Source organism: Thioclava sp. JE_KL1, assembly GCF_009296265.1.
Lineage (GTDB): Bacteria > Pseudomonadota > Alphaproteobacteria > Rhodobacterales > Rhodobacteraceae > Thioclava.
On the sequence record NZ_WBJS01000005.1, the window covers coordinates 24,265 to 51,222 of the forward strand.

Here is a 26,958-nt window from a genome sequence, read left to right on the forward strand (position 1 = left end):
GCGCGCCGCTGGGCCCCGCGCGCGGGCCGCCGCCAAGGTCCAGACAGCCTGCCCCGATCCGGGGCTTCGATAGATTGGAGACAGAGATGTTCCATGACCTGCCAGGCGGGCGATCGCGCCCGCACCACCCGCAAGCGGCCATCGCGGCGCATGCCCTGCGCGAGCGCCGCCAGCACCACCCGGACCTGACCAAGCTCGCCGGCTGGAAGGCGATGCGCAAAGAGGCGGAACTCCCCGAGGGCCGCTGGGACGAGGAACGCCGCTGGGCGCTGCGCATGGGTCTGACCGGGGCCGACAGCATCGAGGACAAGTCGATCCCGACCTTCGCACGCGGCGAGCTGCCCCATTACGCGGGCATCAACACCTTCCTGAAAGCGCCCTATGCCGAGGACGTGCTGGAGGTCTCGCATTACGACGCTACCGTCCTGGGCATCCCCTTCGACGGCGGCACCACTTACCGCGCGGGCACCCGCTTCGGGCCGCAGGGCGTGCGCAAGATCTCCGCGCTCTACACGCCTTACAATTACGAGATCGGCGTCGACCTGCGCGAGCAGATGACGCTCTGCGATGCGGGCGACGTGTTCACCATCCCGGCGAATATCGAGAAGAGCTTCGACCAGATTAGCCGCGCCGTCAGCCACGTCTTCTCCTCGGGCTCTCTCCCGATCATGATCGGCGGCGACCACTCGATCGGCTTCCCTTGTGTGCGCGGAATCGCCGAATGCACCTCGAAGAAGATCGGCATCGTCCATTTCGACCGCCATGCCGACATTCAGGAGAAAGACCTCGACGAGCGGATGCACACCACGCCGTGGTTCCACTCGACCAACCTGCCAAACGTGCCCGCGAAGAACCTCGTTCAGATCGGCATCGGCGGCTGGCAGGTCCCGCGCGAGGCGGTGAAGGTCGCGCGCGAGCGTGAGACCAACATCATCACCATGGGCGACATGGAGAAGATGGGCATCGACAAGACGATCGAGATGGCGCTGGAGATGGCGTGGGACGGGGTCGACATGGTCTACATGTCCTTCGATATCGACTCCATCGATTGCGGCTTCGTGCCCGGCACCGGCTGGCCCGAACCGGGTGGCTTCCTGCCCCGCGAAGCGCTGGCCCTGGCCTCCGGCATCGCCGCCGAAGGCATCTGCGGGATGGAACTGGTCGAGGTCGCGCCGCCCTATGACGTGTCCGACATCACCGCGCTGATGGGCACTCGGGTGATCGTGGATGTGCTGGGCTCGCTGGTGGCCAATGGCAAACTCGGCGCGCATCGCAAGCATATCGACAAGCCCGTCTCGCTGCCGCATGGCGAATTCGAGGGCAAGCGCTGGTCGAATTCCGAACCGCATAAGGTGGGCTGAGCCATGCCGCATGATCACGCCCCCCACGGGCACCATCACCACCACGATCACGGGCACAGCCACGGGCATTCCCATGACCACGCGCATCACGGGCATGGTCACAACCACGCCCATGGCGAGCATCTGCACAGCCACATGCATCATGAGGACGAGGCGGCGGACCTGCAGGTTCTGGCCACCCAGTTCATCGACGGCTTCATGCAGGCCTCCGACAAGACGAGCTATCTCAAGCTCGCGGGCGTTCCCTTCGAGCGTCCTTCGTCCACGGGGCCGAAATCGCTGAAACTCGTGGATGTGGAGCTCAAGACCGAATGGCAGGTGGGCACCGCCTCGCCCTCCTTCGGGTCGCGCGAACTGTCCTACCTTCCGTTCCCGGGCGAGATGGTCCGCGAACGCACCAACATGTCGCTGATCTACGTGTCGATGGACGAGAAATCCGTCCTCGACATCCGCGACTTCCTGACTCAACGCAAGAAAGAGATCGACCAATGAAGACGACCTTTGCAACGCTTCTGGGCGCAACGCTCGCCAGCCCCGCGCTCGCCCATTCCGGCACGCAATTCCATACCCACGGCGTCGAGCCGATGCTGATCGTCGGCGTCGCCGCCCTCGCGGTCTATGGCATCGTCGAGTTCGTCAGATCGCGCCGCTGAATTTTTGAAACGACCTTTCAAGGCGCCCCGACGGGCGCCTTGTTCACTCCGGCTCCCCGAGCCCCGCCAGCTTGCGCATATGCCAGGCCAGCGCCTGGTTCGAGCTGAGCACCGGCATCCCGAGCTCCGCTTTCAGCTCCGGCAAAATCCCCCGCGTGCGCAGGTTGGTGCAGGACAGGAAAATCCCGTCCAGCTTGGCCTGCCCCGCAAGGTTTCGCGCCGCCTCGGCAATCGAGGCCGGGTCGATCCGCGCCACCCGCGCCTCGACCTCCTCGCCGAATGACAGGGTCGCTGGAACGGTGATCCCTGCGGCGACGAAGGCCGCCCGCAAAGGCTCCGCGACCGAGGCGACATAGGGCGAGACGATGCCCACGCGCTCCAGCCCGAGATCCGAAATCGCAGCCAGCGCGGCGCTCAGCGGATCGGTCACATGCCGCGTCGTGACGCCCGCCATGACATTCGCCCGTACCTCGTCCGGCCCGATCAGCGCCGCGCCAGAGGTGCAGCCATAGCCCACCACATCGAACTTCGCCGCAGGCGGCAGCAGCGCCGCCGCGCCGCTCAGCGCGCGCTCCATCTCGGCGATGCTCGACGGTGTCAGGTCATCGCCGGAATGGACGCGCGTGACATGCATCCGCGCGTCGCCCGGCGGGATGTAGCGACGCAATTCGTCCTCGATAGTCTCGTCCACGCGCAGCACGATCAGACCCATCGTGGGTGTGGCGTCGTCGCGAAGACGATAGGGGAAATCGGCCATCAGCTCAGCTCCGGCAGGGTTTCGGGGGCGCGCGGCGACAGCAGCTCCGCCCCGGTCGCGCGCAGGACGATGTTTTCCTCATGGACCAACAGGCGGCGCGGACCCTGCGCGGTCTCGACCCAAGCGCCGGGTTCGAACGTCAGCACCATGCCCTCGCGCAGTTCGGTGTCGTCGCGCGGGGTAAAGGACGGCCATTCCGTCAGCGTGATCCCCAGCCCGTGGCCCAGACGCCCACCACCCGCCGCGACACCGCGCGCCGCCAGACCTTCGACCAGCAGACGATGCGCATCACGCGCCCGCATCCCGGGCCGTAGCTCGGCCATCACCGCCTCGGTCACCTCCCACAGCGCGGCATGGGTGCGCCGCACCGGATCGGACACCGGGCCGACCGAGAAATTACGATCGAAGTCGCAGAAATACCCGTCGCGCACCGCGCCCGTATCCAGCATCAGCACGTCGCCCGTCTGCAGCGGCTCGGGTCCGGCGGGCGAGATCACATCGTCATAGCCCGACGGCCCCGCCGCCCCGGCGACGTAGCTGACCCAGTCGGCCCCCTCCTCCAAAAGTGCCGATTGGAAGGCCCGGAAAATCCCATCGTGCGGACGCCCCAGCCCCGCGAATTCCGGCACCCGCGCGAAGGCACGGCCCGCGATGGCGCAGACCGTGCGGATCTTCTCGATCTCCGCCGCGCTCTTGATCTCGCGCACCCGCTGGATCGCGGCGGTGCCGTCGATGAAGCGGCGCGGCGCGATCTGCTGCTCGAGCCGCGCGAAATCCGCGAGCGGCATCCGCAGCTGCGTCTCCAACCCCATCGGCACCCCGATCCGCGCGCTCTCGGGCAGCAGATCGCAGAGCGTCGCCGCAAGCAGGCTCACACCGTCATCCGTCGGATCGGGCGCATCCCAAGTGCGGACCTGCGTCATCCATGTGCGGCCCATCAGTTCCGCCCCGATGGAGGGGATCACCGCGACCGGCGCGCCGCTGGCCGGAACGATCACGAACCACGGGCGCGCGGGGCTTTCCCAGAACCGGGTCAGGAAGCCCGTGACGTAGAAAATATCCGCAGCCGCGGTCAGAAACAGCGCATCCAGCCCCCCTTTGCTCATCTCGGCCTGTAGGCGGCCGACGCGGGCGCGAAACTCTTCGGCCGGGAAGATGAGCGAGCGCTCAGCCATCTTCCGGGCCTTCACTGAGGATCGCTAACACGCGCGCCTCGGAGCCCAGCGACAGCCCGGCAAGCAGAGCCGCCAGCCCGGCCCCGCCAGAAGGCGTCGTGGCCAGCCCGTGTGCTGCGAGGATGTCGACTCCAGACTGCGCCTCGGTTTCGGTGATCGTGGCGAAGCGATCCGCATCGCGCGACAGACCCGCCAGCGCCACCATCGAGGGCGTCTTGCAATCGAGCCGCCCCATCGCGGAGACCGGCCCTTCCGTGCTCACCAGATGCCCTGCGCGAATACTCTCGATCAGCGCAGGCGCCACATCGGGTTCGACCACGATGATCTCAGGCCCGTCGCCCCAAGCGAGCCGCGCATGCGCCGCGACGGCGGCCGCGAGACCGCCCACCCCGGCCTGCAAAAGAATATGCGTCGGCGGCGCGTCGATCTGCGCGACGGCCTCGGCGGCAAGCTGGGTGTAGCCCTCCATCACCCGCAGCGGCAGGTCGACATAGCCCTCCCACGAGCTGTCCGACAAAAGCGTCCAGCCATTCTCGGCAGCGACCGTCTCGGCGGCCTCCATGCTAGCTTGATACTCCGCGCCAGCCCGCACGACCTCGGCCCCGCGTGCCTCCAACCGCGCGGCGAAGGCGGCGGGCACGGTCTCGGCGAGATAGATGATCGCGCGGGCCCCGAATATCCGCGCACCTGCTGCGACCGACAGTCCATGATTGCCCGCACTGGCCGCGACATAGGTCTCACCGGCGAGGGCCGTCTGCAGGTCGTCGCCTTCGGCCCGCGCCGCCGCCTCCCGGGCAATCGCATGGACCGCGCCCAGCGCCTTGAAGCTGCCGAGCCCCATGCGCTCGCGCTCGTCCTTGATCCAGACCTCGCCGACCCCGGAGCGCTCCGCAATCTCGGGCGCCGCACGCAGCGGGGTCTCGCGATGTGCCGGACATTGGGCGAGCAGGCTGGCCACGCCAGAGGCGTCCGCGATGGGCTGAACACCCTCCGGGTCGAGCCCGTCACCGCGCCAGGGATTGTCTATGATGATCGGCATATCGGACCCTCGCTGCGATGGAAGCAGGCCCATAAGGCAACGAGATGTCCGCGCACGCAATGACCTTTTCAGACAGGCCATTGCGCGACATCGTGAGGCGCGTCAGTCGGCCTCTTTCACCGCCGAGAGGAATTGCTGCGTACGCTCTTTCTGCGGGTTGCCGAAGAGATCCTCGGGGGCGCCCTGCTCCTCGATCTTGCCGTCGAAGAAGAAGCAGACCCGATCCGAGATGTCCTTCGCGAAGCCCATCTGGTGCGTCACCATCAGCATCGTCAGATTGTGCTTCTCCACGAGCGACCGGATCACGTTGGTCACCTCGCCGATCACCTCCGGGTCGAGCGCCGAGGTCACTTCATCGAACAGCATCACCTTGGGGCGCATCGCCAGCGCCCGCGCGATTGCGACGCGCTGCTGCTGACCGCCCGAGAGCCGCGAGGGGTGCTGGTCGCGCTTGTCGGACATGCCCACGAGCTCCAGCAGTTCCTCGGCCCGTTCGCGCGCCTCGGCCTTCTTCATGCCCAGCACCTGCACCGGGCCTTCCATGCAATTCTCCAGCGCGGTCATATGCGGGAAGAGATTGAAATGCTGGAAACACATGCCGATCTGGCTGCGGGCCTTGCGCAGATATTTGCGGTCCGCGGGCACCAGCTTGCCGTTCTTCTCCATATGGGTCAGCGGCTTGCCGTCCACGTAGATCACGCCCTCGTTGATCGTCTCGAGCGTCATCAGCATCCGCAGCACGGTCGTCTTGCCCGAGCCGGAGGGGCCGATGATCGTGACCATTTCCCCCTCGGCCACGTCGAGATCGAGCTGGTCGAGCACCACTAGATCGCCATAGCGCTTGGTGACTTTCAGGAACCGCACCATCGGCACATTGTCGCCCGTCAGTTCGAGCGGATAGTTCGAAAGGTCTTCCATCATTTCAATCCGAGTTTACGCCGCACGCGATCCTCGAAGACGCGGATCAGGGCAGCGGTGGGAAGCGAGATGGCGAGGAAGATAATCCCCACCAGCGTATAGGGTTCGAGATAGCGATAGCTCGACGAGCCGATCGCATTCGCGGTGTGCATCAGTTCGGCCACCCCGATCACCGAGAGCATCGGCGTATCCTTGAAGATCCCCACGAGGTAATTGCCCATCCCCGCCAGCGCCGGTGGAATGGCCTGCGGAATCACGATGCGCCAATAGGTGTCGCGGGTCGACATGTTGAGCGCGGTGCAAGCCTCCCATTGGCCTTTCGGCACCGCGTCGAGACCGCCGCGATAGACCTCCGACAGATAGGCCGAATAGTGCAGACCGATCGCGATCATGCCTGCCGTCCACGGCCCCAGCTTCAGACCGAATTGCGGGCCGACGTAATAGACGAAGAAGATCTGCAGGATCAGCGGCGTCGAGCGGATGAACTCGATGAATTCGCGCACGACCTTGGTCAGCGCCCAGTAGGGCGTGCGTTGGGCCAGCGCGAAGACCATGCCCAGCACCACCGCGATGGCATAGCCGAAGCCCGCCGCCATCAGCGTGTTGAGCGTCGCATGCATCAGCTTGGGCAGAATTTCCCAAGTGAATTCCCAGTTCCAGTTGAACCCCATGGATCAGGCCCTCCCCAGCTTGCGCCGCATGACCAGCTCCAGCCAGCGCATGAACGGCGTCACGATGAAGCGCGCGAAGACGTAGTAGATGATCAATGCCGTCCCGAAGGTCTGCGCCGACAGGAAGGTGGAGCCGTTGATCTGCTTGGCCTCGAACATCAGGTCCGACACGGAGATCAGTGCGACCAGCGCGGTGTTCTTCAGCAATTCGATCAGCAGGTTGCCCCACGGCGGCAGCATGTTGACGAAAGCCTGCGGCAGGATGATCCGCCACATTCGCCTCATCGGGCTCATCGACAGCGCATAGGCCGCCTCCCACTGCCCTTTCGGCACGGATTGGATACCACCGCGCACCAGCTCGGCGCCGTAGGCCCCGAGGTTCATCCCCACCGCGACGAAACCCGCGGTGAATTTCGGCAGCGTCAGCCCGAACAGCGGCAGCACGAAGAAGATCCAGTACAGCTGGACCAGCAACGAGGTGCCGCGGAAAATTTCGATATAGACGACGGCGATGCCCCGGATCAGCCCGTTGCGCGAAAGCTTCATAAGCCCGGCAACAAGCGCGATGACGATCGCCAGAGCGGAGGCCAGGAAGAACTGCCCCGCCGTCACGAGCGTGCCGTCCCAGAAGCGCGGCCCGTATTCTTTCAAAAATTCTATGTAACTCATTCCCGTCCCGCCCCGGCGGTGAATGTCAAAATGGACGGGCCATGCGCTGGCCCGTCCATGTCTTCAGCAGTTGCGCTTAGCGCATCTTGCAGACTTCAGCCGAAGTCTTGTCGCCCGGCAGGTTGTCCTTGGAATAACCGTATTCCTCGACAGCCTTCATCATGGCGTCCGAACCGAGATACTTCTTCTGGGCTTCGTTGAACTTGTCGACGAAGTCCTGATCCGCCTTGCGGAAGCCGATGCCGACCCAGTTCTGGGTCCATTCGGGAAGCTGGCTCACGTCGGACACTTCAACCGAACCGTCCGATTGCTTGGCAAGGTTCTGCGCGGTGAAATAGGTCACGCCACCAGCATCCGCGCGGCCCGCTTTCACGGCAGCGAGGATTTCGGTCGGGCCCGGCACGGTCATCACGTCGCTATCCGGGATGCCGCCCTTGGCTGCGGATTCCACCTGGTTATAGCCCGCACCCGTCACGAAGGTCGCGCCAGCCTTGGCGATCTGCTCGTAGTTGTTCAGGTCCTTCGGGTTGCCCTTCGGCACGATGAACGCATCGCCCACCTTCGCCATCGGCTCCGAGAACGCGACGTTCTGGCAGCGCGAGTTGAGGATGTAGAGACCGCCCGTGACCATGTCGAAGCGGTTCGCGTTGAGGCCCGGGATCAGCCCGCCCCAATCGGTCACGACGGGGGTGATGTTGTCGTAGCCCATCTCGTGGAGCACACCCAGAACATAGGCGTTCACGAAGCCCAGCGGCTTGTTGTCTTCGCCCGGATAGGCCCACGGAACTTCGTTCGCAAAGCCGATGCGGATCGGCTCGCCCGAGTTGATACGGTCCATCAGGGGTCCGGCCAGTGCGGCGGTGGCGCTCATCGCGAGGCCCATACCGGCAGCGGCGACAGATTTCCAAATCGATTTCATGCGTCTCTCCTGTTGGCTCTTGTTAACGGAAAGCCGACAGCCTTCCGCGCTTGATGTACACAACACCTATGAGATTCCGGGGAGTGTCAAGCAGATCACATTGATTATACAGGGTTGCCAGACAGATATCGTGGGCTTATGAAGTTCCCTGCGCAGATGTTGTGCACCAATATTGCCCAATATCGCAGCGTTGAACACGGAACGCGCATATCTCGCGCGCCCGTGCGGACGCAGTGCAGGCCCTGTGCGGGCAACAACCTCCACATCGGGCCGATTGCTCCGCCCCCACAGGCGCAATATGTGAAATCAAAATGCCGTTTGGGCCGTCGCCACGAAGCAGATTGACCTGCGCGCCGCCGCCGCCGATCATGGCCCTCGCGCGAAGAGACGGCAAAACCCGATGAACGAGATACCCCTGATCCCTCGGCAAACCGAACCGGAACGACTGCGTGGCCGCGACCGCTTGGATCTCATCCATGCCGAAATTCGCAGCCGCATCTGCCTGCTCGACTACCCGCCCGGCATGCGCCTGTCGGAAACCGCGCTGGCTTCCGAATTCGGCATCTCGCGGACACCGCTGCGCCGGGTGCTGGCGCGGCTCGAGGATGACGGGTTGCTGCGCTCGATGCATGGGGTCGGCACGTTCGTCACCGATGTCGATTACACCGAGCTGGCTCAGGTCTTCCGGCTGCGGCGCGAACTCACGGTGCTGCAGACCACGCTCGACCCGGTGCCGCCAAGCGCCGCGCTGATCGCGTCTTTCGTCAAGCTGCAGGAACGCGGCCGCGCCCTTGTCGATGCGCCCACCGCCCGCGCCTTCGCCGAGCTGGACCGCGACACCTTCCTCGGTCTGCTGGACCTGACCGCGAATGCGCCGCTGAGGGAAATGTCGGAGGCGCTGTATTTCCGCACGGCCCGGATCTGGCTGCAGCAGGTCACCGCCTCGCAGATTGACCTGATGCAGGAGATCGAGATCTACAATGACGAGCTGCGCGACATCCTGCGCGCCTTGCGCCTCGGCGATCTCGATGCGCTCGGCCATATGCGGCGCGGCCATATCTCCATGAGCTTCGCGCGGATGCCCGTCCTGATCAAAGCGCCCTAGCGGACGACTGGAGGCCGCAGCCTCCGCGACCGGGTTTACCCCACGCGCGGTTCTCGAACGCACACGGTTTGTTCAAGGAACTGCGGCGCGGCGGGTCCGTTCGATCACTGAGAGGGATGTGATTGTCTCCGGGGGGGCGACGCCCGGAGATGCGACGAAGGACATGCATTCCATGACCGATCTCACTCACCCTTCCGCCGACCGATCCGCGAAGACCACGCCCGATCCGGACAGCCCGCCGCTGCGCTTTCTGGAAGGGCGGCGCGGCTATCTCCCCATCGGCGATTACGCGGTCATCGGGGACACGCGCACGGCGGCGCTGGTGGCCCGCGACGGCGCGATCGATTGGCTCTGCGGCCCCGATTTCGACGGCGATCCGGTCTTCGGGCGGCTGCTCGACCAGTTTCGCGGCGGGACGTTCTACCTTGGCCCGGTGCCCGAGGCAGGCCGTCCAAGCGCGGTGAAACGCGCCTATGAAAACTACGGCCCGATCCTGACCACGACCCACCCGACCGAGGGCGGCCAACTCAAGGTCACCGACTTCATGAACCTTCCGGACTCGCTCGAAGAAGCGGCGAGCTTCGGGCGCTCCGTCGTGCGGCTGATCGAGGCGCAGGACGCCGACGCAGAGGTCGAAATCTGCATCGCCCCGCGCTGCGATTACGCGCTGAGCACGCCTAATTTCATCCGGCGCGGCCCGGGCAGCTGGCAATTCACGCAAGACGGCGACATCGTCCTGATCGACAGCTCCATCGAGTTGGAAATCGAAGGCTCGGGGCGGCTGAACGGGCGCGGCACCCTCGCCGCCGGAGAAGAAGGCTACGTCACCCTCACCATCACCCAAGGCGGCCACGGCCATGTCGGGGGAATGGACGCGGCCCACAAGGCGCTCGCCGCGACCCGCGAGGCATGGCGCAAGCGGCAGTCCAAGACGGATTTCGGCGACGGGCCTTTCTCCGGGGCGCTCAAACGCTCGCTGATGGCGCTGCAGCTGCTGATCCACGCCCCCACCGGCGCCGTGATCGCCGCGCCCACGATGGGCCTGCCGGAGGTGGTCGGCGGCATCCGCAATTACGACTATCGCTATTGCTGGCTGCGCGACGCCTATTTCGTCCTGCATGCCTTTCTCGATCAGGGCCTGACCGGCGAGGCCGACGCGTTCTTCCGCTGGCTGATGGCGGCCACGCGCGAAACCGCGCCGGAGCTGGGCACGCTCTACACGGTGCGGGGCGACAGTGACGTCTCGCTGCACCAGCTGCAGACGGTCGAGGGCTATCGCCGCTCGGCCCCGGTGCAATTGGGCAACGGCGCTGCGACGCAACTGCAACTCGACGCTTACGGCTCGATGATCATGGCCGCGCGCGCCTATGTCGAAGCGGGCGGCGAATTGCATCCCGGCGAGGGTATCCGTCTTGCGAATTTCGCCGATGTCGTGGTCTCGCAATGGACCCGGCCCGATAACGGAATCTGGGAAATGCCCGATCCCCGCCGCCATCATACCTATTCCAAGGCGATGTGCTGGGGCGCGCTGAATGCCGTCATCGCGCTGGTCGAACGCGGCGTGATCGATGCCGACACGAAGCTCTGGAAGGCCGAGCGCGCCGCGATCGAGGCGCTGATCCGGGAAGAGGCGTGGAACGAGGAGATCGGCGCCTTCACCGGGGCGATTGGCGAGGACTGGCTTGATGCGAGCGTTCTGCTGATGCCGCGCATCGGGGTGATCGCAGCCGACGATCCGAAGATGGCCGCGACCTATACGGCGATCCGCGAGCGGCTCGGCACGGGCGTCCATCTGCGGCGCTACGACCTGCAGGAGGATGGGATCCCCGGCGTCGAGGGGCATTTCAACGCCTGCGGCTTCTGGGCCGCCGATTACCTCGTGCGGGCGGGGCGGCTCGACGATGCGAAGACCCAGATCGAGGGGATGCTGAAAGCGACGACCGATCTCGGTCTGATTGCGGAAGAGCACGACCCGGAGACCGGCGTGCAGCTGGGCAACTTCCCGCAAGGCCTGTCCCATGCCGGGATGATCGCGGCGATCACCGCCTATCGGGGCGCGTCGAAGGGCTGATCGACCGCTCGCAAAAGAAACGCGCGCCACGGGGCGCGCGCTCTTCAAATCTCTTTCCGAGTGCTCAGCCCCGGTGCCGTGACGCGGCGAAGACTGCCCCCAGCATCAGCCCGGCGACCAGCGCCGCACCGCCGCTGGCGACGAGCCGCGAGCCGCCATGCTCGGAGATCGCAATCGCCGGAGAGCTGCCGCTCGCCTCGTCGGAAAACCGCCCCCGCGCCTCCCAATCGCCATCGACGCTGTCATAGAGATTGTCCGCCCGGGTAGGATCGGCGGGTTCCTCCGTCTGCTGCCCGGAGATCGCCGTGCGCGCGAGGTAAAGGTCGCCCAGCTCCGGCGAGATCTTCTCCGACAGGATCGCCTTCACCGCCGAGAAACCCAGCCAGTATTCGCGCTTGGGATGGAAGGCCGCGTGATGGATGCCATCCGCGATCAGCTCCGGCTGGAACACCGGCGCGACCGGGCGCGGCCGGTTGGGCAGCTTGTTGCGCGCCCAGTCGAATTGCGGCGTGTTCACCGCCGGCAGGTGGCAGACCGTGATCTTCACGTCGGACTTCTCGTGGATCAGCTCGGAGCGCAGGCTGTCGGTGAAACCCACGATCGCCGCCTTCGCCGCGCAATAGGCCGATTGCAGCGGCACCGCGCGATAGGCCAGCGCAGAGCCTGTCTGCACGATCGTACCCCACCCCTGCTGGCGGAACCGCTTCAGCGCGGAAAGCGTGCCGTTGACCGTGCCAAGATAGGTCACTTCGGTCACGCGGCAATATTCCTCGGGCGTCATCTCGGCCACGGGCGACAGCACCGTGACCATCGCGATATTGATCCAGATGTCGATCGGACCGAAGGCGCGCTCGGCGGCGACTGCTGCGGCCTCGACCGCATCGGCATCGGCCACGTCGAGCGGCTGCACGAGGGCCTCGCCGCCCTTCGAGCGAATTTCCTCCGCCGCCTTCTCGAGCCGCGCCTTGTTGCGCGCGATCAGGGTGATGCGGTTGCCTTTGGCGGCGAAGCGGCGCGCGACGGCGCGTCCCACGCCTGCGGATGCGCCGGTAATCACGATATTGGTCATGGGGCGGCTCCTTCGGTCTGAATGGGTTTCGTCAATTCGTCTCTGAAGGAAGAACCACGCGCGGCTGCCGCTAGTTGCAGGGACGCGGCTTCAATTTGTGGTGCGCGGCCCGCATGTGAAAAAAGGCAGCCCCGATCCCCGGAGCCGCCTTTTTCATGTGTTTCGCGTGATCCCGCCGTTAGGCCGCAAGCGTCTCCGTGGAGGAGAAGAACATCGCCTGGCTGACCGCCGACTGCACCTGGCTTTCGGTGTAGGGCTTGGTGATCAGGAAGGCGGGCTCCGGCCGCTCGCCGGTCAGCAGACGCTCCGGGAAGGCCGTGATGAAGACCACGGGCAGCTCGTTGCCGAACTGCGCGAGAATGTCGTTCACCGCGTCGATGCCCGAGGAATTATCCGCCAACTGAATGTCGGCAAGGATCAGGTCGGGCTTGTCGGTCGAAGCAAGCTCCACCGCTTCGGTCCGGGTCCGGGCGATACCGGTGATCTGGTGACCCATATCCTCGACGATGGCACGAATATCCATCGCGATGATCGCCTCGTCCTCGATGATCATCACCTTGCCCGCGACGGACGTTTCCATCTCGCGGATCGCGATGTCGATCAGTTCCTTCGCCTCGTCGGTGTCGACCTGCATGATCGTGCCGATCTCCTCGACGCGGAACCCTTCGATCGAGTGCAGCAGAAGCGCCTCGCGCGTGTTCGGCGTCAGCGTCGACATGTGATCCTGCGCGCGTGCCGACAGCCGGTTGTCCGGCTCGCCCAGCGGCGCACCGGCGGAGGCCCAGACCAGATGGAAGGCGTGGAACAATGCGAGCTTCGGATCGTTATTCTCGAAAGGCGTCGTGTCTTCGAGTATGGCCTCGAGCGTAGCCGCGGCGTATCTGTCGCCGCTGTCCTGGCTGCCGGTAAGGGCTCGGGCGTAGCGCCGCAGATACGGCAGGTTGGCTCCGATGGTGCCGGCGATGTCTTCGGACATGAAAACCCCCTTTTGCGTTTTTTCGGGAACCAAACTCTCTGGCCCCGCGTTCGGTTCCGTGCAAAATGAGTGGGATCGAAACCGGATGTATAGTGATATGGCAGACGAAAAGCCTAAGTCCAGTATCAGGGACCAGATCAATCAAAACCTGAAGAAGGTTTATGAGGAGGCGCTTCAGGAAGAAGTGCCAGATCGGTTCAAAGACTTGCTGGCGCAACTCAAGGCGAAGGAGGGCGAAAAATGACTTCGTCTTCCAAAGCCAACTCGTCTACCGAAGCCCGCGATCCGCGTGAGGAACTGCCCGATCATCTCGGGGCTCTGCGCGCCTTCGCCCTGTCGCTGACCCGGAATTCGGCCTCTGCCGACGACCTCGTGCAGGACACGATCGTCAAGGCGTGGTCGAATATCGAGAAATTCGAGCGCGGCACGAACCTGCGTGCGTGGCTCTTCACGATCCTGCGCAATACCTTCTACTCGGACCGCCGAAAGCGTAAGCGCGAGGTTGCAGACCCCGAGGGTATCCACGCGGCTTCGCTCTACGAGAAACCTGCGCATGACGGACGTCTCGCGATGAACGATTTCGTCGTGGCCTTCGATCAGCTCAGCCCCGAACATCGCGAGGTTCTGACCCTCGTCGGCGCCTCGGGCTTCTCCTACGAGGAAGCCGCCGGAATGATGGGCGTCGCAGTCGGGACGGTGAAAAGTCGTGCCAACCGAGCCCGCGCCCGGCTTGCGGAGATGCTCGGGCTGGAAGAAGGTGAAGACATTCTGTCCGGCTCGGATCGAAATTCGCTGGCCGTGATGGGCAAATCCGGAGTTGCCGCCGCATGAATTCGGAAGCCGCGAAAGCGGCAGACGACGAGCACTACAGTGACCACGCCCCGTTTCAAGCTCGGAAACGGGGCGTCATTCCCTTTTTTGACGGGCTTGGCGTGCGTCTGGCCTTCATGCTGGCCGTCGCGCTCTTTCCCCTGCTGATCATCGCCGTGCTGCAATCGACCTCGGTCGTTCGCGAAGCGCAGGCGCGCTCCGAGGCTGCCCTGATGGGCGAGACGATGCGCGCCGTCGCAGGCGAGACGCGGGTGATCCAGCACGCGCAGGACGCAGCCCGCGTCCTTGCCAGCACCGTCCAGCCGCTCGTGGGTAGTGATGAGGCCTGCTCGAACTGGATGCGGCAGATCTCGGGCGCTTTCCCCGAGTTCTCGCTGGTCGCCTTCATTCCCGACAGCGGCAAGATGAGCTGCTCGAACTCCGGCAAGAGTTACGATTTCAAAGGTCAGGACATCTTCGAGAGGATGATGACCGCGGATCGCACCAGCTTCTACGTCAATCGCGATGCGCCGGTGTCGGGCACATCGGTTCTGGGCGTGGCCCATCCCGTCTACAACGCGGCGGGCGATCATATCGGGATCATCGCGATCTCGATGAGCCACTCCTCGCTTTCGCTGGCGAAAGACGGGCCGAAGCTCGCCGATGACCGACCGCTGGTGATCATGACCTTCGACCGCGAGGGCACGATCCTGACCTCCTCGGACGGATTGGCGAACACGCAGTCGCACCTGCCCGTCGACCGCTCGCTGAAACTGCTGGCGGGCAATGGCGCGGTGACCTTCTCGGGGGATTCCAATCGCGGCATAGAGCGGGTCTATTCCGTCGTCGAACTCGTCCCCGACCAACTCTACGCACTCGGCAGCTGGCCCGCACAGGCGGCCTCCGCGCTGAGCCCCTTCGCCGATATCTCGCCGGTGCTGTTCCCCGCGCTGATGTGGATGGCGAGCCTGCTCGTCGCCTATTTCGCGATGCAGAAACTGGTCATCGGCCATGTCCGCAAACTGTCGAGCGCGATCACCAGCTTCGCCACCGGCAGCCGGATCGTGGGCAATCTCAACCTCTCGACCGCGCCTTCGGAAATCCGCGATCTTGCCGAAGCCTATGACCGGATGACCGAGACCATCCTGCATGACGAGGCCGAACTCGAAGACATGGTGCACCACAAGGAAGTGCTGCTCCGCGAGGTCCACCACCGGGTGAAGAACAACCTCCAGCTCATCGCCTCGATCATCAACATGCAGATGCGACAGGCGCGCACGCCCGAGGCCAAGGGGCTGATGAAATCGCTGCAGGAGCGAGTCATCTCGCTCGCGACGATCCACCGCGGCCTCTACCAGACCTCCGGGCTCACCGATATCCGCGCGCAGGAGCTGCTGCCCGATATCGTGCGCCAGATCACCCGCCTTGCAACCGGGCCGGGCCGCCATGTCTCGGTCGATTGCCATATCGACGACATTCACCTGACGCCCGATCAGGCCGTGCCGCTCTCGCTTCTGCTGACCGAAGCGATGACCAACGCGATGAAATACGCCTCCGCCCGTGACGGCAAACCGAAGCTCGACATCTCGCTGAACAAGCTCGAAGGGATGCAGGCGCGTCTCAGCGTGCGCAATACCGTCGATACGGACGCCCCGCCGCTGGAGGCTGTGGACGGCACCGGGCTGGGGTCGCAACTGGTCAACGCCTTCGTGCAGCAGCTCTCCGGCACGATCGAGATCGAGACCACAAACGACGAATACCTGCTCAATGCTGACTTCACATTGCGCCCCCTCGTCGAGAGCGAATTGCGTCACGAAGAGCGCTTGAAATCTCGGAAACACGAAACAGTTTCTGAAGAGAGCAATTGAGTGAGATACCCGCCGCGGCGACCTGTGGTCACCTTCGCGGCCGTTCAGAAAAAACGAGCCGCATGGAACGTCTTAAACAAGCCGGAGTTCACGCCGAGAGCCGCGTCAGACTGCTTTTGACAGCAGCCGAGGCTTATCCCGTGCTCGAGGATGCCTTCCTCGACTCGCGTCACTCTATCCACGCCTCCTTCCGCGTCTTCGACCTCAACACGAAGCTGAAATCGGATCGCGGGCGCGCCATCGGCGCGACCTGGTTCGACCTGATCATCCACCTGCTCAAACGCGGCGTGGCGATGCAGATCGACCTGACCGACTTCGACCCCTGCGCCAAGCCAGAGCTGCACCGCATGACGTGGTCGTCGATCCGCATGTTCTGCGCCGCGCGCGAACTGGCCGGACCGAACGCCAATCTGCGGCTGCGCGCGCTGATGCATCCGGCGCAATCGGGCATCCTGCCGCGCACGCTCTTCTGGCCCTATGTCTATTACAAGCTCGGCAACCATGCGAGCTGGCTCAACGGAATGGACGAGGCCAAGCGGCTGACGGCGATGCGCGACATGCCGGGGCTGCGGGAATATCTCAAGGCCGGATCGGACAACAAAATCCACCGCAAGTTCCGCGGCGCGCCGCCGAAACTATTCCCGGCAACGCATCACCAGAAGCTTGCCGTGTTCGACGACAAGAAGCTCTATATCGGTGGGCTGGATCTCGACAACCGTCGCTTCGACACGCCGCTCCACGAGCGCGACGGCGAGATGACCTGGCACGATGTGCAGCTGATGATAACCGGCCCCGTGGTCGCCGAGGCGAAGGCCCATCTGGAGACCTTCCACGAAAGCTGCGCCGGCGAAAAGCTGGCAAAGCCGCCGCGCCGCCTGCTCCGCACGATCTCGCAGCGGCGCAAATTCGCGACCTTCCGGATCGGGCCGAAGCTCTATCGGACCGAGATCGAGAACGCGCACGAGATGCTGATCGCGCGCGCCCAGAAGCTGATCTATCTCGAGAGCCAGTTCTTCCGCTCGCGCAACCTCGCAAATCATCTTGCCCGCGCCGCGCGCGAGAACCCAAATCTCAACCTGATCCTGATACTGCCCGCCGCGCCCGAGACGCTGATGATGGCCGACCGCCCGACCAGCGACGTGCGCTATGGAGAGTATCTTCAGGTCCGCGCGCTGGACATCATCAAGGAAGCCTTCGGCAGTCGCCTGTTCATCGGCTGCCCGGCCGAGCCGCGCATCGCCGATCCCGATGATGACGGGGCGATGCGCACCGGCGGCGCGCCGCTGATCTACGTCCATGCGAAAGTCTCGATCTTCGACGAGGACGCGGCGCTTATCACCTCCGCCAACCTCAACGGGCGATCGCTGCACTGGGACAGCGAGGCGGGCGTCTATCTGCGCCGCAATGACGGCATCCCGGCCATGCGCCGTCGCCTGATGCGCCATTGGCTGCCGCCCGCGCCGGAAGAGGCGTTCTTCGACCCGACGCGCGCGGTCTCGGCCTGGACGGAACTCGCACGCGAGAACGGCACCAAAGCCCCCGAGGACCGGGAAGGCTTCGTGCTCCCCTACGACATGGAAGCCGCGCGCAAAATTGCGCGCAAGCTGCCGTTCATTCCGGAAGAGATGGTCTGATCCGCACTGGCTGATCGCGGGCCGCGTCGCCTCGTCTGGGGCGGGCCGCGCCGGCTCAGTTGGTTTCGAGCTTCTGCTCCGCCTCGGATTTCGGATCCGGCAGGCTGTCGGTCAGCACCAGCGCCCAGAGCAGCAGCGGAATCGCCACGATCCCGCCAAGCGGCCCCCAGAGCCAGATCCCGAAGGTCAGCGACAGGAAGACCAGAAGCGGATTGAGTCGCATCTGCCGCCCGATCGCGGCCGGGGTCACGAATTGCGCCTCGGTCGCGTTGAGCATCACGTAGATCAGCGGCGGCAGGATCACCCGGATCCCGTCGAACGTCGCCACGCCTGCGAAGCCCAGCGCGATGATCAGCGCCGCGGGGCCAAGATACAGGATGTAGTTGATCAGGAAGGCCACCAGCCCCCAGAGCGGCGCATTCGGCAGCCCGATCAGCTGCATCGCGACGCCCACCGCCAGCCCCAGCCCGCCATTCACCACCGTGATCGTAAGGAAATAGCGCGACACCCGCGTCTCCGCCTTGCGCAGCCGCGCAGCGGTGGCGCCGCGGCTCGCCGGCTCCGCAAGATGCTTCGCGATCCAGTTGTAAATCTCGGTCCGCGAGAGCTGGAAGAAGAACAGCGCCCCGATATAGATCAGCCCCTGCGCAATGATGGCCGGGGCGAGCATGACGAGATCCTTGGCATCCGGGACGGCGCTCTTGTCGCCATTGCCACCGCCATCCTGCGCGGCATCCTTTGCCGGCGTGATCGCATCGCTCACCTCCTTCGAGGCGTCCTGAATACCTTGGAACATGTGACGCATATGAATGATGGTGGACCGCATGTCGTCCATCACCTTCGGCGCCTGACGCATCAGCTCCGCGATCACCGGCTGGATCACGAGAACCAGCAACACGGCGATCATCAGAGAGATAACGAGCGAGGTAAGTGCCCCCCAGACAGGCGACAGACCTCTTTTCTCCCATGCATCGGAAATCGGTGAAAGCACGATCCCAACGACGAGCGCGAGCACGACGGGGGCAAGCAAGCTTTCCACCTGGCTAAGCGCAGCCACGACAGCGATTACAGCGATCACGATCATGGCGATGCGCGACAGGGTCTCCAGGCGATGCATTTCGAGAATTACTTCCCTCTTGGGTTTCGCGAGCTAACGCCGCTGGAGCCCCCGCAGTTCCCGAGTTTTTGCGCCCTCACCCACAGGAACATCGCCCCCGGCGAAACGTTGATGGACGACGCCGAGACCCGCGTCTTCATCTTGAAAGGAGCGACGCCATGAATTGGGATCAGATTAAAGGCAGCTGGAAAGAAATGAAGGGCAAGGCCCGCGAGAACTGGGGCGAGTTGACCGATGACGAGCTTGAGGAGGCCGCAGGCCATCGCGAGCAGATGGTCGGCCTGATCCAGAAGAAATACGGCAAGACGAAAGAGGACGCCGAGCGCGAAGTCGACACCTGGTCGAGCTCGGTCTGATCTTCGGAATTAGACCCTATTCCAGCGTAAAACAGCATAAACCGGCGTCGCAGGGATTGCGGCGCCGGTTTTCTTTTGCGGGTCGGTCACGCGCATCGAGCGCGATGAACCGCCAAGCAAAAAGGCCGGGCACAAAGCCCGGCCTTTTCAAATCAGGTCCACCGATCGGATCAGTGGGTGGTTTTCGGCGCCGACGAGGACGTCGGGTTGGTCGAGGACGCGCTCGACGTGGACGAGGAGGACGACGACGAATGGTTCGCCTTCACCTTCTCGGCCGCCTCATGGGTCTTCGCCTCAGCCTTGGACGCGACCTCTTCGGCCTTGGACTTCGCGGTATCCTTGGCCTCTTCGGCCCCGGCGCGCACTTCCTCTTCGCCTTTCTGCAGCGACTGGCCGACATCGCGCAGCGCGCGGTTGGCTTCCTGCGCAAGCTGGCGCGAGAGGCGGTCGATCAGCTGCTCTCCCGCGGCCATCGCCTGATCGCCGAAGTCGCGTGCAGCACTGCGTGCCTCGTCACCTGCCGAGCTCATCACCGAGCGGGCGGTACGCTTCAGTTCGTCGGTGAACTGGTCGGCCACCTTGCCCGCGCGGCGCTTCTCGTCGCGGTAAAGGCGCTCGGCCTCGTCGAACAGACGGTTCGCCCGCGGGCCGAAGCTGCGGCGGCTGACATTGACGTCCGGCTTGGGCACCGCGTTGAAGATCGCGGCACCGATGGCGAAGCCGATAGCGGCGGCGATCAGCGGGTGATCCTTGACCATCTGCTTGCTGGTCGTACCGGCATGGGTCGCACCGTCCTGCAGGCGAATCCGGGCGGAATAGGCTCTTTCACGGGCCCGCACCACGCGGTCGCGCGCATCCTCATTGAGGTCGCTCAGACCCGAGGACAGCGAGTTGCGCAGGTCGCTCGCGAATTTCTGCATCACCTCGGAGCGCTCCTTGACGAAGTCGCGCGCCTTGTCGGTCGAGCTGCGCTGCTCGGCCTCGAGATCTTCGAGACGCACCGAAGCATCGTGGCGCAGCGTATCGATCTCGTCGATCCAGCCATCCGCACCCGCTTCGCTCGGCATCACGAGCGGATCGGCATCGGCGACCAGATTTTCTTCCTCGACGGTGGCGGAGTTGCGCTGGCGCAGCAGGAACCATGCGATACCGGCACCCGCGAGGGCGAAGGCCACGGGGTTCTTGCGCACGGCCTGTTCGGCACTGCGCGCAGCCGGCGCCGCGTAGTCGCGCACGACTTGCGACACTTGATCGGAGAGATAGTCCGGCGCGATGCGGCCGGTCAGATCGCCGAGCGTCGATGCGAGATCGGCACGGTCCTGGCGCAGACGGTTCTCGATTTCCTCAATGGTTTTCTTCTCGGTCATTTGAAGCTCTCCTTAAGCGCCTGCGCGTCAGCAGACAGGTTTTCCTTGAGACGGGTGGGTGGGCTCGACACTTTGCGCAGCTTCGACGCGGCAATGAGCGCCGCGATGATGCCGAGGATCAGAAGCACCACGCCGACGATCAGCGTCGCGGGGCCCCGGTCGAGGCCGGCCCATTCCAGCCCGTAGATGGCGGATTGCGTCAGGGGGAAGATCGCACCGAGCGCGAAAACCAAGGCGACCGCGCCGAGAATGACGGCATTGCGCGCAAGACCCGCCCGATGGGCAGCTTCGGCGCGCACCAATTCCGCCTCGGTCCGTGCGATCTCGCGCGTCTGCTCGATCACCCGGTTCAGCAAATCGGTCACCGTTCCCCGGCCCTCGTGGCCGTCAGGTTCTTCGGTCTCGTGGTAACTCATCGACCTCTCCCAAACATGTCACGGCCTCTTGCCGCGATTTCTGTGGTTCCAACGCGGGTTGGGGAATGCGGTTCCTTGAGGCTCTCCGCAGCCGCCCCCTTGATTTCGTCACTTCGAGGCGCGCGGCCCGGCCACCAGCCAGATCAGGAAACCGATCAGCGGCAGGAAAAAGACGAGAAGCGCCCAGAGCACTTTCTTGCCGGTGCTGGAATTCGACCCGATGATCGAAACCAGCGCCCAGATATCGAGTGCAAGCAATACGATACCCCAAAAGCCGCCGAGGCCCGTCATATTCATTTCCATGTCCCCATCTCCCTTTTTCGTGAGGTTGTGAATCGCCGCCCAAACGCCGGAAAGCGCACGATGTTCCGCGAATTTGCTGACTCAGGGTAATGGAACTTTCGGGAAAACGGCACGTTTGGATGTCATGAAAGCGCAGCACTCAGCGCTAATGTACGCAACATCCGAAGGAGAATACCCATGCTTGGTTGGGCTCTGACCTTTCTCGTTATCGCGCTGATTGCCGCGGCGCTCGGTTTTGGCGGCATCGCAGGCGCATCTGCCGGGATCGCACAGATCCTCTTCGTGGTCTTCCTGATCCTGTTCGTGGTGGCCATGGTCGCCCGGGCGGTAAAAGGCAAACCGCCGGTATAACTGCGAAGACGCTAGGAATATTCGAGGCCGCTCCCGCCGGGGCGGCCTTTTTCATGCGTCGGGGGCGGTCTTGGCGCGCGCCTGCGCCAGCATCGCATCCAGATTGTCTGCGACGACCCGGGAAATCTTCGCAGCCTCCGCCGCGCCGATTTCAGACCAGCCCATCTTCCGGCGCACGACCTCCGCGCCGAGCCGGAAATAGAGCACCTGCCCGATCATCGCGAAAACCCGCAGCGCGCTCTCCGGATCGTCCTCCGACGTCCCGCTCGCCCGGGCCCACAGCGCCATCAGCCGCCCATGCACAATCGAGATCAGCCGGTCATAGAGAATATCGAGCGTCTCGCCCCCTTCGGTCACTTCGCGCATCACGAAGCCGATCATCGAGGCCGCATCCGACTGCGTAAGAATGCGCGAGATCATCGCCTCCATCAGCGCCTTGAGCTCCGCCTCCGCCGCCTCGGGCGAAAGCGCCTCCGGGGGCCCAAGAGGCCGCATCACCTCTTCCATGCGGTGCACGAATTCCAGCGCACAGGCGCGGCGCAGCCCTTCCTTGCCTTGGAAATGGTAGGAAATCGCGGCGACATTCGCGCCCGCCGCCTCTGCCAGTTCCCGCGTCGAGGTGGCCGCGAACCCTTTCGTCCCGAACAGGCGCATCCCGGCTTCGATCAGGGCGCGCGCGGTGCGATCACGGGCGGGCGGCTGTGTCTGGGTCATCGGCACATCACGTCTGGAGAGGAAATCTGCCGCCAACATGCGCGGCGACGCCCGAAAAAAGCAAGCCGCACGGGCGACCCATGCGGCTTGGCTTTACGTGTCTCTTAGGAAGGTTTGGCCCGATCAGAACGGGAAGCTCACCCGGCGGGTCAGCATCAGCGAGACCGAGCTTTGCTCGCGCGAGCCTTGCTGCACGATCGGGCTGTCCGCCGCATCGCCCTGCAGGCGATCGTAGTTCAGCTTGCCCTCGACCGCCCAGTCATTCCCGAGCTGATAGGTCGCCGACAGTTCCAGACCGGTCGAGACGAGGCCGCCATCGGGCGAATAGGCCGCCAGACCGCTCGCCGTGGATTCCGACGGGCTGATGCCGAAATAGGTACGGTTGTAGAGACCCGAACCATAGAAGACGCGCGGCCCGATGCTCAGCTTGAAATTGTCGGTCTTGATCGGCTTCCAGTCGGCGCCGATTTCGGCGACCACGGCGTTATGCCCGACCACGCCATAGCGCATATCGGCAAAAGCGCCCCATTGCGGCGCCTGATAGCCAAGGCCGAGACCCAGTTCGAGCGACGTGGTGACGTCATCGAGACCCGCGATCTCGGAATAATCGCTCGAATTACGACCGCCGACGAGACGGAAGGAGCCATGCACGTTCGGGCCGAGCTTTTCGTAATTCGGATCGTCCGAGCCGAACCGCATCCCCTGCAGCGTGAAGCTGTTGAGCTTCACCTTCGCTGTGGGGCTGGTGTCGTAATGATCCGCGCCGAAATAGGACGGGGCATAGCGTGCGCCCGCGCCGATGGTGAAGGTCACGCCACTTTCTGCCTGCGCGCTCGCGGCGGTGCAGACAGCAGCGACCGCAATGGCGGCGCTTGCGGAAAGTTGGCGGATGACTTTTGCCATGATGGCGCTCCCGAAAAAATGTACCGATTTGCGCAAACACTGCCAATTGACGGCGAAAAACGCAATCGGCTGGCGCAGATTGGTTCGGATTAGCGGCGCTTATACCACGGCTGGGCGATTTCCTCGATCCCTGTGGGCTGATCCTGCTCCACTTCACGCCAGACCGTGCCGTCGACCGGGGCCACCGTTGCATCGCGTCCTTGGGTGAAACTCTGATCGCGCACGATCAACCGGTAGGCCGCATTGAGCGCATCGGCACGCTCCGGCGAGGGCAGGATCAGCGGGCCGATATCCTCGGCCAAAGCCGCCTCTTTCTCGGGCGGCAGCTTTCCCGCCTCGAGCCACTCCTCGATGAGCTCGGCATTGGCGCGGAACTCGTCCCCGGCCCCGTTGGTGCGCAGGTAATGGGCGTAATCGCCGCTGCCATCGGCGCGGACCCGGTCGGGCGTGCCCGCCAACCCCTTCTGCGTCCAGTGATACCAGCCGCCGCGATAGGCCTCCTTGCCCAGCTTGCGCGCGAAGGCGAAGGTGGAATCGTCGTTCACGCCCAGCGTGCCGTGACAGCCAACGCAGAACACGGTTTCCTCAAAGCTCTGCGGGCGCAGATCGCCCGTCGCATCCTCGATGAACCCCTGCAGCCGCCAGCCGAACGTGTTGGGCACGCCGGTCTCGGAACTACCGAAGAACTGCTTGGTGCGGTCAGGAAAGGCGCTGTCTTCCTTCAACTCGGCCAGCGCGGTTTCTTCCAGATCGGCATAGCTCTCCCAATCCGTCTTGACCATGTAGCGCAGCTCTTTCAGCCGCGCCGCCATTTCGATGCCCTCTGGCGTCGGGTCGATATAGCGCACGGAATGGACGAATTCCGTGCCCTTGGGATAGAGACCGGCGGCAAGCTGAGCACCTTCGACGCCCGCGCGCCCGGCCCAATGCATCGTAATCCCGTCGAGCGGCGCGAAGGCGAATTTCACCACCTCCGCCTGCCCCATCACCCCGTCGCGGTCCAGATCGACGCCCATCGCGACCTCGTCGGTCGGCTCGATCGCGACATCCGCGCGGGTGATCAGCGCCTGCACGATCGCGAGGTTGGTCTTGTAGACGCTGAGGTTCTCGACCCCGTCGGCACTCTGACGGAACGCCTCGGGCAAACGGATCATCACGTCATCGGTCGAGCCATTCGTCGGCCAGAACGTGCCGGGCAGCGGCTGATAGGCGAAGGCGCGCCAGCCGGTCAGGCTGCCATCGGGCCTGCGGTCGAAGCCTTCGTCGTCGAAGGCGAATTGCACGTCAGGGATATAGCCGTCCCATTGCCCATTGCCGTTCGCGTCCCAAGCCGCAGGCGGATCGGCGAGCTTGGCGGCCAAGGCGATCCCGCCCTCGGAATCGTGGTAATTGTCCTGGCGCACATAGGCGCGGATTTCCGCGCTGTCGGTCGCGGCCACCGCGGCACGGCGATCCACGAAGAGGTTGTGCCACGGGTTCTCGAGCGCCGGGTTCGGAAACGCATATTCGGTCTGCAGATCGGCATCGCGCACGTAATTGGGGTGGCGCGGATAGGTGTGACAGGTCTGGCAGGGGTTATGCACCTCGCCCGCCTTGTCTTCCGTCTTGGTATAGCATTGCGGAGGAATATATGCCGTCGGATTGCCCAGCACCGTGGTCTTCAGATCGACCGCCCCCGCCATCGTGGTCATGCTCAGCAGCGCCAAAATCGAAATCCGCAGCATCCGTCAGTCCTCAGTCTTGAAAGAAAAGGCGAGGCCCGGGTCTCCGCCGGGCCTCGCCAGAAATGTCTCGCGAGCGCCCGTTACTGGGTCTTCGCGGTGGCATCCATCTGCGGGAACGGACCGACGTAACCCACATAGGCACGCGCCTCCGCCGGGTCGGTCAGCTTGTCCTCATCGCTCTCGCCATAGGGGTGCTGGATGACCGCCATCAGGTAGCCGTGGCCGTTGACGTTCGGGTACCAGTAGGTCGAGGTGGTTTCCGAACCGTAGGGCGTCGACAGGATGCGGGTCAGCTCTTTGGTGTCGGTGTTCATCGCCCAGATCGCGTCGTTCTGGTGGCCCGAACCGGTGTCTTCACCGATGATCAGCGTGTTGTAGCCCGGGATGTAGGTGATGTTGTCCGGGTTCGCGATGCCGTTGATATCGCAGCTGTTCAGCTCGGCCGTGTCGCCGCACATATCATGCGCCGGGTCGCAGCTTGCGTCCTGCGCCTTGACCTTGTGCTCTTCGGTGAGCGGCTTGCCCGAGATCAGACCCATCATCTTCGTCGCGGTGAACTTGTCGTCCAGCGAGAGCGAGTAGACCGTGCCGCACTTGTTCTTCGGCAGCTTGATCGCGTTCATCCCGCCCAGATCCTGCTTGGCACCGTCTTCCATGCCCTTCTCGACAGCCGACATCGACAGGTACATCTGATGCTTGTCGGCGTCGTAGGTGATGCCTTCCATCTTGCGGAACTCGGTCGTGGCGCCCTTCATCGAGGCGTAGCGACGGGTTTCCAGACGCGAGGCGATCGCATCCATGCCGTCCTTGACCTTCAGACACTCGGGATTGCCTTCGGCGTTCGAAGCCGAGAACCCGTCGGCGCAGGAACCGTCCTCGCCCATCTCGGCGGTCTCGAAGAGATCCGAGAACTGGGTGCCGGCTTCGATCGCCTTCTGGATCGTCGCGTCGTCGGCATGACCCAGATCGACCCATTCCAGATCGGCGGCGCCGCCATTTGCCGCCGAGGTCTGGTTCCACTTGGCCGCGTAAAGCGTCCCGGCGCTCAGGTCGCCTGCGGTGTCGGCTTCAAAGCGGAACAGGCCGACATTGGTGCCGTCATCCGAGATATAGGCGGTTTTCTGATCGGGCATGACATAGGCCAGCTCGACGGCCACGCGGCCCATCGCGAAATGCTTGTCAGCCTTGGCCGAACCGTCTTCCGAGACGGTGATCTCGGTCGGGTAGCCATAGCGATAGGGCTTATACGCGTCGCGGAACTGCTCGAGGCTCATGCCCTCGGGGTTCACGCCCGCATAGCGCACCATCGGGAAATCGTAGTCGTCGATCTCGTCGAGCGAGGTCGCCGCTTCGATCGCGCGCGCATCCGCCGGGTATTCTTCCGAACCCAGATGCGTCTCCCATGGCGTCACCGAACCCGCGCAGGGCACCCAGAGACCGTGATATTCGGAGAAGTCGATCGGCTTGGTGGAGACGAGCTTCAGGTTGCCATCCGCATCCTGGCTGACTTCGCTGAGATACATCGCACCGGGGCGCGATTCAAAATGCGTCACCGAATAAAGCTTGTCGCCCTGACGGAGGAGCGAGGTGAAATCGGCGGAGTCCGAGATATGCTCGGAGCCGTCGGCCGACTTGACCGGGTTGCCGTCCTTGTCGGTCAGCAGGGCGAAGGTGTTGTCACCGATCTTGTCGCCCGAGCGCGCCATCACGTGATAGCCGATCTTGTAATCCTTGCCGTCGATGGTGACCGTATCGGAGGCGATGGCCTGGCGTTTGGCGGCGTCGTCCTTGGCGAAAGGAACGGGCGAGAAAGAGATGTCACCGGCATGCGCCGCAAGCGGCAGCACAGCGATAGCGGTGGCTTGGAGGAGGGTCGTACGAAGCGACATGGCTGATCCCTTGGCTAGTTGCGTTCACGACGCTCCTAACGGCGAAGTGATTCCCTTTTGTGACAATCTGGCGCTTTCGTGATCCTGGCCTCGACCGGCGGCGGAGGGCGCGCGTGGCTCGGC

At 64.1% G+C, this 26,958-nt stretch carries 28 protein-coding genes; 11 read left to right on the top strand and 17 right to left on the bottom strand.

Features of this window, described 5'->3' with window-relative positions; genetic code table 11:
• Positions 1-86 precede the first annotated feature (86 nt).
• Genes F8R15_RS10105 through F8R15_RS10115 form a run of 3 tightly spaced genes read left to right on the top strand, consistent with a single transcriptional unit; the run spans position 87 to position 2,014 of the window.
• The gene (locus tag F8R15_RS10105; protein WP_146673635.1) at positions 87-1,361 is read left to right on the top strand and encodes an agmatinase family protein; all 1,275 of its coding nucleotides are present in this window, start codon (positions 87-89) and stop codon (positions 1,359-1,361) included.
• A gap of 3 nt (positions 1,362-1,364) precedes the next feature.
• Positions 1,365-1,853, top strand: a complete 489-nt coding sequence (locus tag F8R15_RS10110) for a hypothetical protein (protein ID WP_078551097.1) — start codon at positions 1,365-1,367, stop codon at positions 1,851-1,853.
• Positions 1,850-2,014 (top strand): peptidase M23, encoded by a 165-nt coding sequence (locus F8R15_RS10115; RefSeq protein WP_146684121.1) that lies wholly within the window; start codon positions 1,850-1,852, stop codon positions 2,012-2,014. The genes F8R15_RS10110 and F8R15_RS10115 overlap by 4 nt, the downstream gene beginning before the upstream one ends.
• A 43-nt stretch (positions 2,015-2,057) precedes the next feature.
• Here the strand turns inward: F8R15_RS10115 and F8R15_RS10120 are convergent, their stop codons facing one another.
• The 7 genes from F8R15_RS10120 to ehuB form a co-directional block, all read right to left on the bottom strand.
• On the bottom strand, positions 2,058-2,771 hold the full coding sequence (locus F8R15_RS10120; protein WP_152844504.1) for an aspartate/glutamate racemase family protein: 714 nt from the start codon (positions 2,769-2,771) through the stop codon (positions 2,058-2,060).
• A complete protein-coding gene (locus F8R15_RS10125; RefSeq protein WP_152844505.1) occupies positions 2,771-3,946 on the bottom strand; it encodes a Xaa-Pro peptidase family protein in 1,176 nt (391 codons plus the stop codon). Before F8R15_RS10125 ends, F8R15_RS10120 begins: the two co-directional genes overlap by 1 nt.
• A complete protein-coding gene (locus tag F8R15_RS10130; protein WP_152844506.1) occupies positions 3,939-4,985 on the bottom strand; it encodes a pyridoxal-phosphate dependent enzyme in 1,047 nt (348 codons plus the stop codon). Before F8R15_RS10130 ends, F8R15_RS10125 begins: the two co-directional genes overlap by 8 nt.
• A 102-nt stretch (positions 4,986-5,087) precedes the next feature.
• Positions 5,088-5,903: an ectoine/hydroxyectoine ABC transporter ATP-binding protein EhuA gene (gene ehuA, locus F8R15_RS10135; RefSeq protein ID WP_078522757.1), complete on the bottom strand. Its 816-nt coding sequence runs from the start codon at positions 5,901-5,903 to the stop codon at positions 5,088-5,090.
• Complete coding sequence (ehuD, locus tag F8R15_RS10140; protein ID WP_078602475.1) at positions 5,903-6,574, bottom strand: ectoine/hydroxyectoine ABC transporter permease subunit EhuD; 672 nt, start codon at positions 6,572-6,574, stop codon at positions 5,903-5,905. Before ehuD ends, ehuA begins: the two co-directional genes overlap by 1 nt.
• A gap of 3 nt (positions 6,575-6,577) precedes the next feature.
• Positions 6,578-7,243, bottom strand: coding sequence for an ectoine/hydroxyectoine ABC transporter permease subunit EhuC (gene ehuC / locus F8R15_RS10145; RefSeq protein WP_078551092.1), 666 nt, complete (start codon positions 7,241-7,243; stop codon positions 6,578-6,580).
• Positions 7,244-7,319: 76 nt separating this feature from the next.
• A complete protein-coding gene (ehuB, locus tag F8R15_RS10150) occupies positions 7,320-8,162 on the bottom strand; it encodes an ectoine/hydroxyectoine ABC transporter substrate-binding protein EhuB (RefSeq protein ID WP_152844507.1) in 843 nt (280 codons plus the stop codon).
• A gap of 400 nt (positions 8,163-8,562) precedes the next feature.
• Here ehuB and F8R15_RS10155 point away from each other — a divergent pair, with 400 nt between their 5' ends.
• Positions 8,563-9,267, top strand: coding sequence for a GntR family transcriptional regulator (locus tag F8R15_RS10155; RefSeq protein ID WP_152844508.1), 705 nt, complete (start codon positions 8,563-8,565; stop codon positions 9,265-9,267).
• A gap of 172 nt (positions 9,268-9,439) precedes the next feature.
• Positions 9,440-11,338 (top strand): glycoside hydrolase family 15 protein, encoded by a 1,899-nt coding sequence (locus tag F8R15_RS10160; RefSeq protein WP_172976206.1) that lies wholly within the window; start codon positions 9,440-9,442, stop codon positions 11,336-11,338.
• A gap of 64 nt (positions 11,339-11,402) precedes the next feature.
• Here F8R15_RS10160 and F8R15_RS10165 read toward each other — a convergent pair whose 3' ends face one another.
• Complete coding sequence (locus tag F8R15_RS10165) at positions 11,403-12,407, bottom strand: SDR family oxidoreductase (protein ID WP_152844510.1); 1,005 nt, start codon at positions 12,405-12,407, stop codon at positions 11,403-11,405.
• A gap of 178 nt (positions 12,408-12,585) precedes the next feature.
• The gene (locus F8R15_RS10170; RefSeq protein ID WP_078522750.1) at positions 12,586-13,383 is read right to left on the bottom strand and encodes a response regulator; all 798 of its coding nucleotides are present in this window, start codon (positions 13,381-13,383) and stop codon (positions 12,586-12,588) included.
• Positions 13,384-13,480: 97 nt separating this feature from the next.
• Between F8R15_RS10170 and F8R15_RS10175 the strand changes: the two genes are divergently transcribed.
• The 4 genes from F8R15_RS10175 (at position 13,481) to F8R15_RS10190 (ending at position 17,695) form a co-directional block, all read left to right on the top strand.
• On the top strand, positions 13,481-13,627 hold the full coding sequence (locus F8R15_RS10175) for a NepR family anti-sigma factor (protein WP_078522790.1): 147 nt from the start codon (positions 13,481-13,483) through the stop codon (positions 13,625-13,627).
• Entirely contained in the window at positions 13,624-14,214 is a 591-nt protein-coding gene (locus F8R15_RS10180; RefSeq protein WP_078522749.1) for an RNA polymerase sigma factor, read from the top strand. Before F8R15_RS10175 ends, F8R15_RS10180 begins: the two co-directional genes overlap by 4 nt.
• Positions 14,211-16,061 (top strand): histidine kinase dimerization/phosphoacceptor domain -containing protein, encoded by a 1,851-nt coding sequence (locus F8R15_RS10185; RefSeq protein ID WP_152844511.1) that lies wholly within the window; start codon positions 14,211-14,213, stop codon positions 16,059-16,061. The genes F8R15_RS10180 and F8R15_RS10185 overlap by 4 nt, the downstream gene beginning before the upstream one ends.
• Before the next feature lie 62 nt (positions 16,062-16,123).
• A complete protein-coding gene (locus F8R15_RS10190; RefSeq protein WP_152844512.1) occupies positions 16,124-17,695 on the top strand; it encodes a phospholipase D-like domain-containing protein in 1,572 nt (523 codons plus the stop codon).
• Between the two features lie 55 nt (positions 17,696-17,750).
• Here F8R15_RS10190 and F8R15_RS10195 read toward each other — a convergent pair whose 3' ends face one another.
• Positions 17,751-18,812: an AI-2E family transporter gene (locus F8R15_RS10195; protein ID WP_083079370.1), complete on the bottom strand. Its 1,062-nt coding sequence runs from the start codon at positions 18,810-18,812 to the stop codon at positions 17,751-17,753.
• 158 nt (positions 18,813-18,970) lie between these two features.
• Here F8R15_RS10195 and F8R15_RS10200 point away from each other — a divergent pair, with 158 nt between their 5' ends.
• A complete protein-coding gene (locus F8R15_RS10200) occupies positions 18,971-19,168 on the top strand; it encodes a CsbD family protein (RefSeq protein ID WP_078522745.1) in 198 nt (65 codons plus the stop codon).
• Positions 19,169-19,338: 170 nt separating this feature from the next.
• Here F8R15_RS10200 and F8R15_RS10205 read toward each other — a convergent pair whose 3' ends face one another.
• From F8R15_RS10205 to F8R15_RS10215, 3 genes are all read right to left on the bottom strand, one after another.
• A complete protein-coding gene (locus F8R15_RS10205; protein ID WP_152844513.1) occupies positions 19,339-20,535 on the bottom strand; it encodes a hypothetical protein in 1,197 nt (398 codons plus the stop codon).
• Positions 20,532-20,951, bottom strand: a complete 420-nt coding sequence (locus F8R15_RS10210) for a phage holin family protein (RefSeq protein ID WP_078541429.1) — start codon at positions 20,949-20,951, stop codon at positions 20,532-20,534. Before F8R15_RS10210 ends, F8R15_RS10205 begins: the two co-directional genes overlap by 4 nt.
• A gap of 108 nt (positions 20,952-21,059) precedes the next feature.
• Positions 21,060-21,254, bottom strand: a complete 195-nt coding sequence (locus tag F8R15_RS10215; RefSeq protein ID WP_088719999.1) for a PLD nuclease N-terminal domain-containing protein — start codon at positions 21,252-21,254, stop codon at positions 21,060-21,062.
• Positions 21,255-21,431: 177 nt separating this feature from the next.
• Here F8R15_RS10215 and F8R15_RS10220 point away from each other — a divergent pair, with 177 nt between their 5' ends.
• Positions 21,432-21,605: a DUF1328 domain-containing protein gene (locus F8R15_RS10220; protein ID WP_075776656.1), complete on the top strand. Its 174-nt coding sequence runs from the start codon at positions 21,432-21,434 to the stop codon at positions 21,603-21,605.
• 51 nt (positions 21,606-21,656) lie between these two features.
• Here the strand turns inward: F8R15_RS10220 and F8R15_RS10225 are convergent, their stop codons facing one another.
• From F8R15_RS10225 to F8R15_RS10240, 4 genes are all read right to left on the bottom strand, one after another.
• Positions 21,657-22,319, bottom strand: coding sequence for a CerR family C-terminal domain-containing protein (locus F8R15_RS10225; protein WP_172976207.1), 663 nt, complete (start codon positions 22,317-22,319; stop codon positions 21,657-21,659).
• 123 nt (positions 22,320-22,442) lie between these two features.
• Positions 22,443-23,222 carry a MipA/OmpV family protein gene (locus F8R15_RS10230; protein WP_078522741.1) on the bottom strand — a complete coding sequence of 260 codons (780 nt, stop codon included), beginning with the start codon at positions 23,220-23,222 and terminating at the stop codon, positions 22,443-22,445.
• Positions 23,223-23,311: 89 nt separating this feature from the next.
• On the bottom strand, positions 23,312-24,946 hold the full coding sequence (locus F8R15_RS10235) for a hypothetical protein (RefSeq protein WP_152844515.1): 1,635 nt from the start codon (positions 24,944-24,946) through the stop codon (positions 23,312-23,314).
• 80 nt (positions 24,947-25,026) lie between these two features.
• Complete coding sequence (locus tag F8R15_RS10240; protein ID WP_152844516.1) at positions 25,027-26,835, bottom strand: PhoX family phosphatase; 1,809 nt, start codon at positions 26,833-26,835, stop codon at positions 25,027-25,029.
• Positions 26,836-26,958 lie beyond the last annotated feature (123 nt).

What these genes read in the sequence shown, in the direction of transcription:
- ehuC (WP_078551092.1), bottom strand. Translation starts at nt 7,243, where the DNA reads ATGAGTTACATAGAATTTTTGAAAGAATACGGGCCGCGCTTCTGGGAC.
- ehuA (WP_078522757.1), bottom strand. Translation starts at nt 5,903, where the DNA reads ATGGAAGACCTTTCGAACTATCCGCTCGAACTGACGGGCGACAATGTG.
- F8R15_RS10215 (WP_088719999.1), bottom strand. Translation starts at nt 21,254, where the DNA reads ATGGAAATGAATATGACGGGCCTCGGCGGCTTTTGGGGTATCGTATTG.
- F8R15_RS10190 (WP_152844512.1), top strand. Translation starts at nt 16,124, where the DNA reads ATGGAACGTCTTAAACAAGCCGGAGTTCACGCCGAGAGCCGCGTCAGA.
- F8R15_RS10115 (WP_146684121.1), top strand. Translation starts at nt 1,850, where the DNA reads ATGAAGACGACCTTTGCAACGCTTCTGGGCGCAACGCTCGCCAGCCCC.
- F8R15_RS10240 (WP_152844516.1), bottom strand. Translation starts at nt 26,835, where the DNA reads ATGTCGCTTCGTACGACCCTCCTCCAAGCCACCGCTATCGCTGTGCTG.
- ehuB (WP_152844507.1), bottom strand. Translation starts at nt 8,162, where the DNA reads ATGAAATCGATTTGGAAATCTGTCGCCGCTGCCGGTATGGGCCTCGCG.
- F8R15_RS10200 (WP_078522745.1), top strand. Translation starts at nt 18,971, where the DNA reads ATGAATTGGGATCAGATTAAAGGCAGCTGGAAAGAAATGAAGGGCAAG.
- F8R15_RS10235 (WP_152844515.1), bottom strand. Translation starts at nt 24,946, where the DNA reads ATGCTGCGGATTTCGATTTTGGCGCTGCTGAGCATGACCACGATGGCG.
- F8R15_RS10125 (WP_152844505.1), bottom strand. Translation starts at nt 3,946, where the DNA reads ATGGCTGAGCGCTCGCTCATCTTCCCGGCCGAAGAGTTTCGCGCCCGC.
- F8R15_RS10165 (WP_152844510.1), bottom strand. Translation starts at nt 12,407, where the DNA reads ATGACCAATATCGTGATTACCGGCGCATCCGCAGGCGTGGGACGCGCC.
- F8R15_RS10105 (WP_146673635.1), top strand. Translation starts at nt 87, where the DNA reads ATGTTCCATGACCTGCCAGGCGGGCGATCGCGCCCGCACCACCCGCAA.
- F8R15_RS10130 (WP_152844506.1), bottom strand. Translation starts at nt 4,985, where the DNA reads ATGCCGATCATCATAGACAATCCCTGGCGCGGTGACGGGCTCGACCCG.
- F8R15_RS10210 (WP_078541429.1), bottom strand. Translation starts at nt 20,951, where the DNA reads ATGAGTTACCACGAGACCGAAGAACCTGACGGCCACGAGGGCCGGGGA.
- F8R15_RS10110 (WP_078551097.1), top strand. Translation starts at nt 1,365, where the DNA reads ATGCCGCATGATCACGCCCCCCACGGGCACCATCACCACCACGATCAC.
- F8R15_RS10180 (WP_078522749.1), top strand. Translation starts at nt 13,624, where the DNA reads ATGACTTCGTCTTCCAAAGCCAACTCGTCTACCGAAGCCCGCGATCCG.
- F8R15_RS10205 (WP_152844513.1), bottom strand. Translation starts at nt 20,535, where the DNA reads ATGACCGAGAAGAAAACCATTGAGGAAATCGAGAACCGTCTGCGCCAG.
- F8R15_RS10195 (WP_083079370.1), bottom strand. Translation starts at nt 18,812, where the DNA reads ATGCATCGCCTGGAGACCCTGTCGCGCATCGCCATGATCGTGATCGCT.
- F8R15_RS10185 (WP_152844511.1), top strand. Translation starts at nt 14,211, where the DNA reads ATGAATTCGGAAGCCGCGAAAGCGGCAGACGACGAGCACTACAGTGAC.
- ehuD (WP_078602475.1), bottom strand. Translation starts at nt 6,574, where the DNA reads ATGGGGTTCAACTGGAACTGGGAATTCACTTGGGAAATTCTGCCCAAG.
- F8R15_RS10225 (WP_172976207.1), bottom strand. Translation starts at nt 22,319, where the DNA reads ATGACCCAGACACAGCCGCCCGCCCGTGATCGCACCGCGCGCGCCCTG.
- F8R15_RS10230 (WP_078522741.1), bottom strand. Translation starts at nt 23,222, where the DNA reads ATGGCAAAAGTCATCCGCCAACTTTCCGCAAGCGCCGCCATTGCGGTC.
- F8R15_RS10160 (WP_172976206.1), top strand. Translation starts at nt 9,440, where the DNA reads ATGACCGATCTCACTCACCCTTCCGCCGACCGATCCGCGAAGACCACG.
- F8R15_RS10170 (WP_078522750.1), bottom strand. Translation starts at nt 13,383, where the DNA reads ATGTCCGAAGACATCGCCGGCACCATCGGAGCCAACCTGCCGTATCTG.
- F8R15_RS10155 (WP_152844508.1), top strand. Translation starts at nt 8,563, where the DNA reads ATGAACGAGATACCCCTGATCCCTCGGCAAACCGAACCGGAACGACTG.
- F8R15_RS10220 (WP_075776656.1), top strand. Translation starts at nt 21,432, where the DNA reads ATGCTTGGTTGGGCTCTGACCTTTCTCGTTATCGCGCTGATTGCCGCG.
- F8R15_RS10175 (WP_078522790.1), top strand. Translation starts at nt 13,481, where the DNA reads ATGGCAGACGAAAAGCCTAAGTCCAGTATCAGGGACCAGATCAATCAA.
- F8R15_RS10120 (WP_152844504.1), bottom strand. Translation starts at nt 2,771, where the DNA reads ATGGCCGATTTCCCCTATCGTCTTCGCGACGACGCCACACCCACGATG.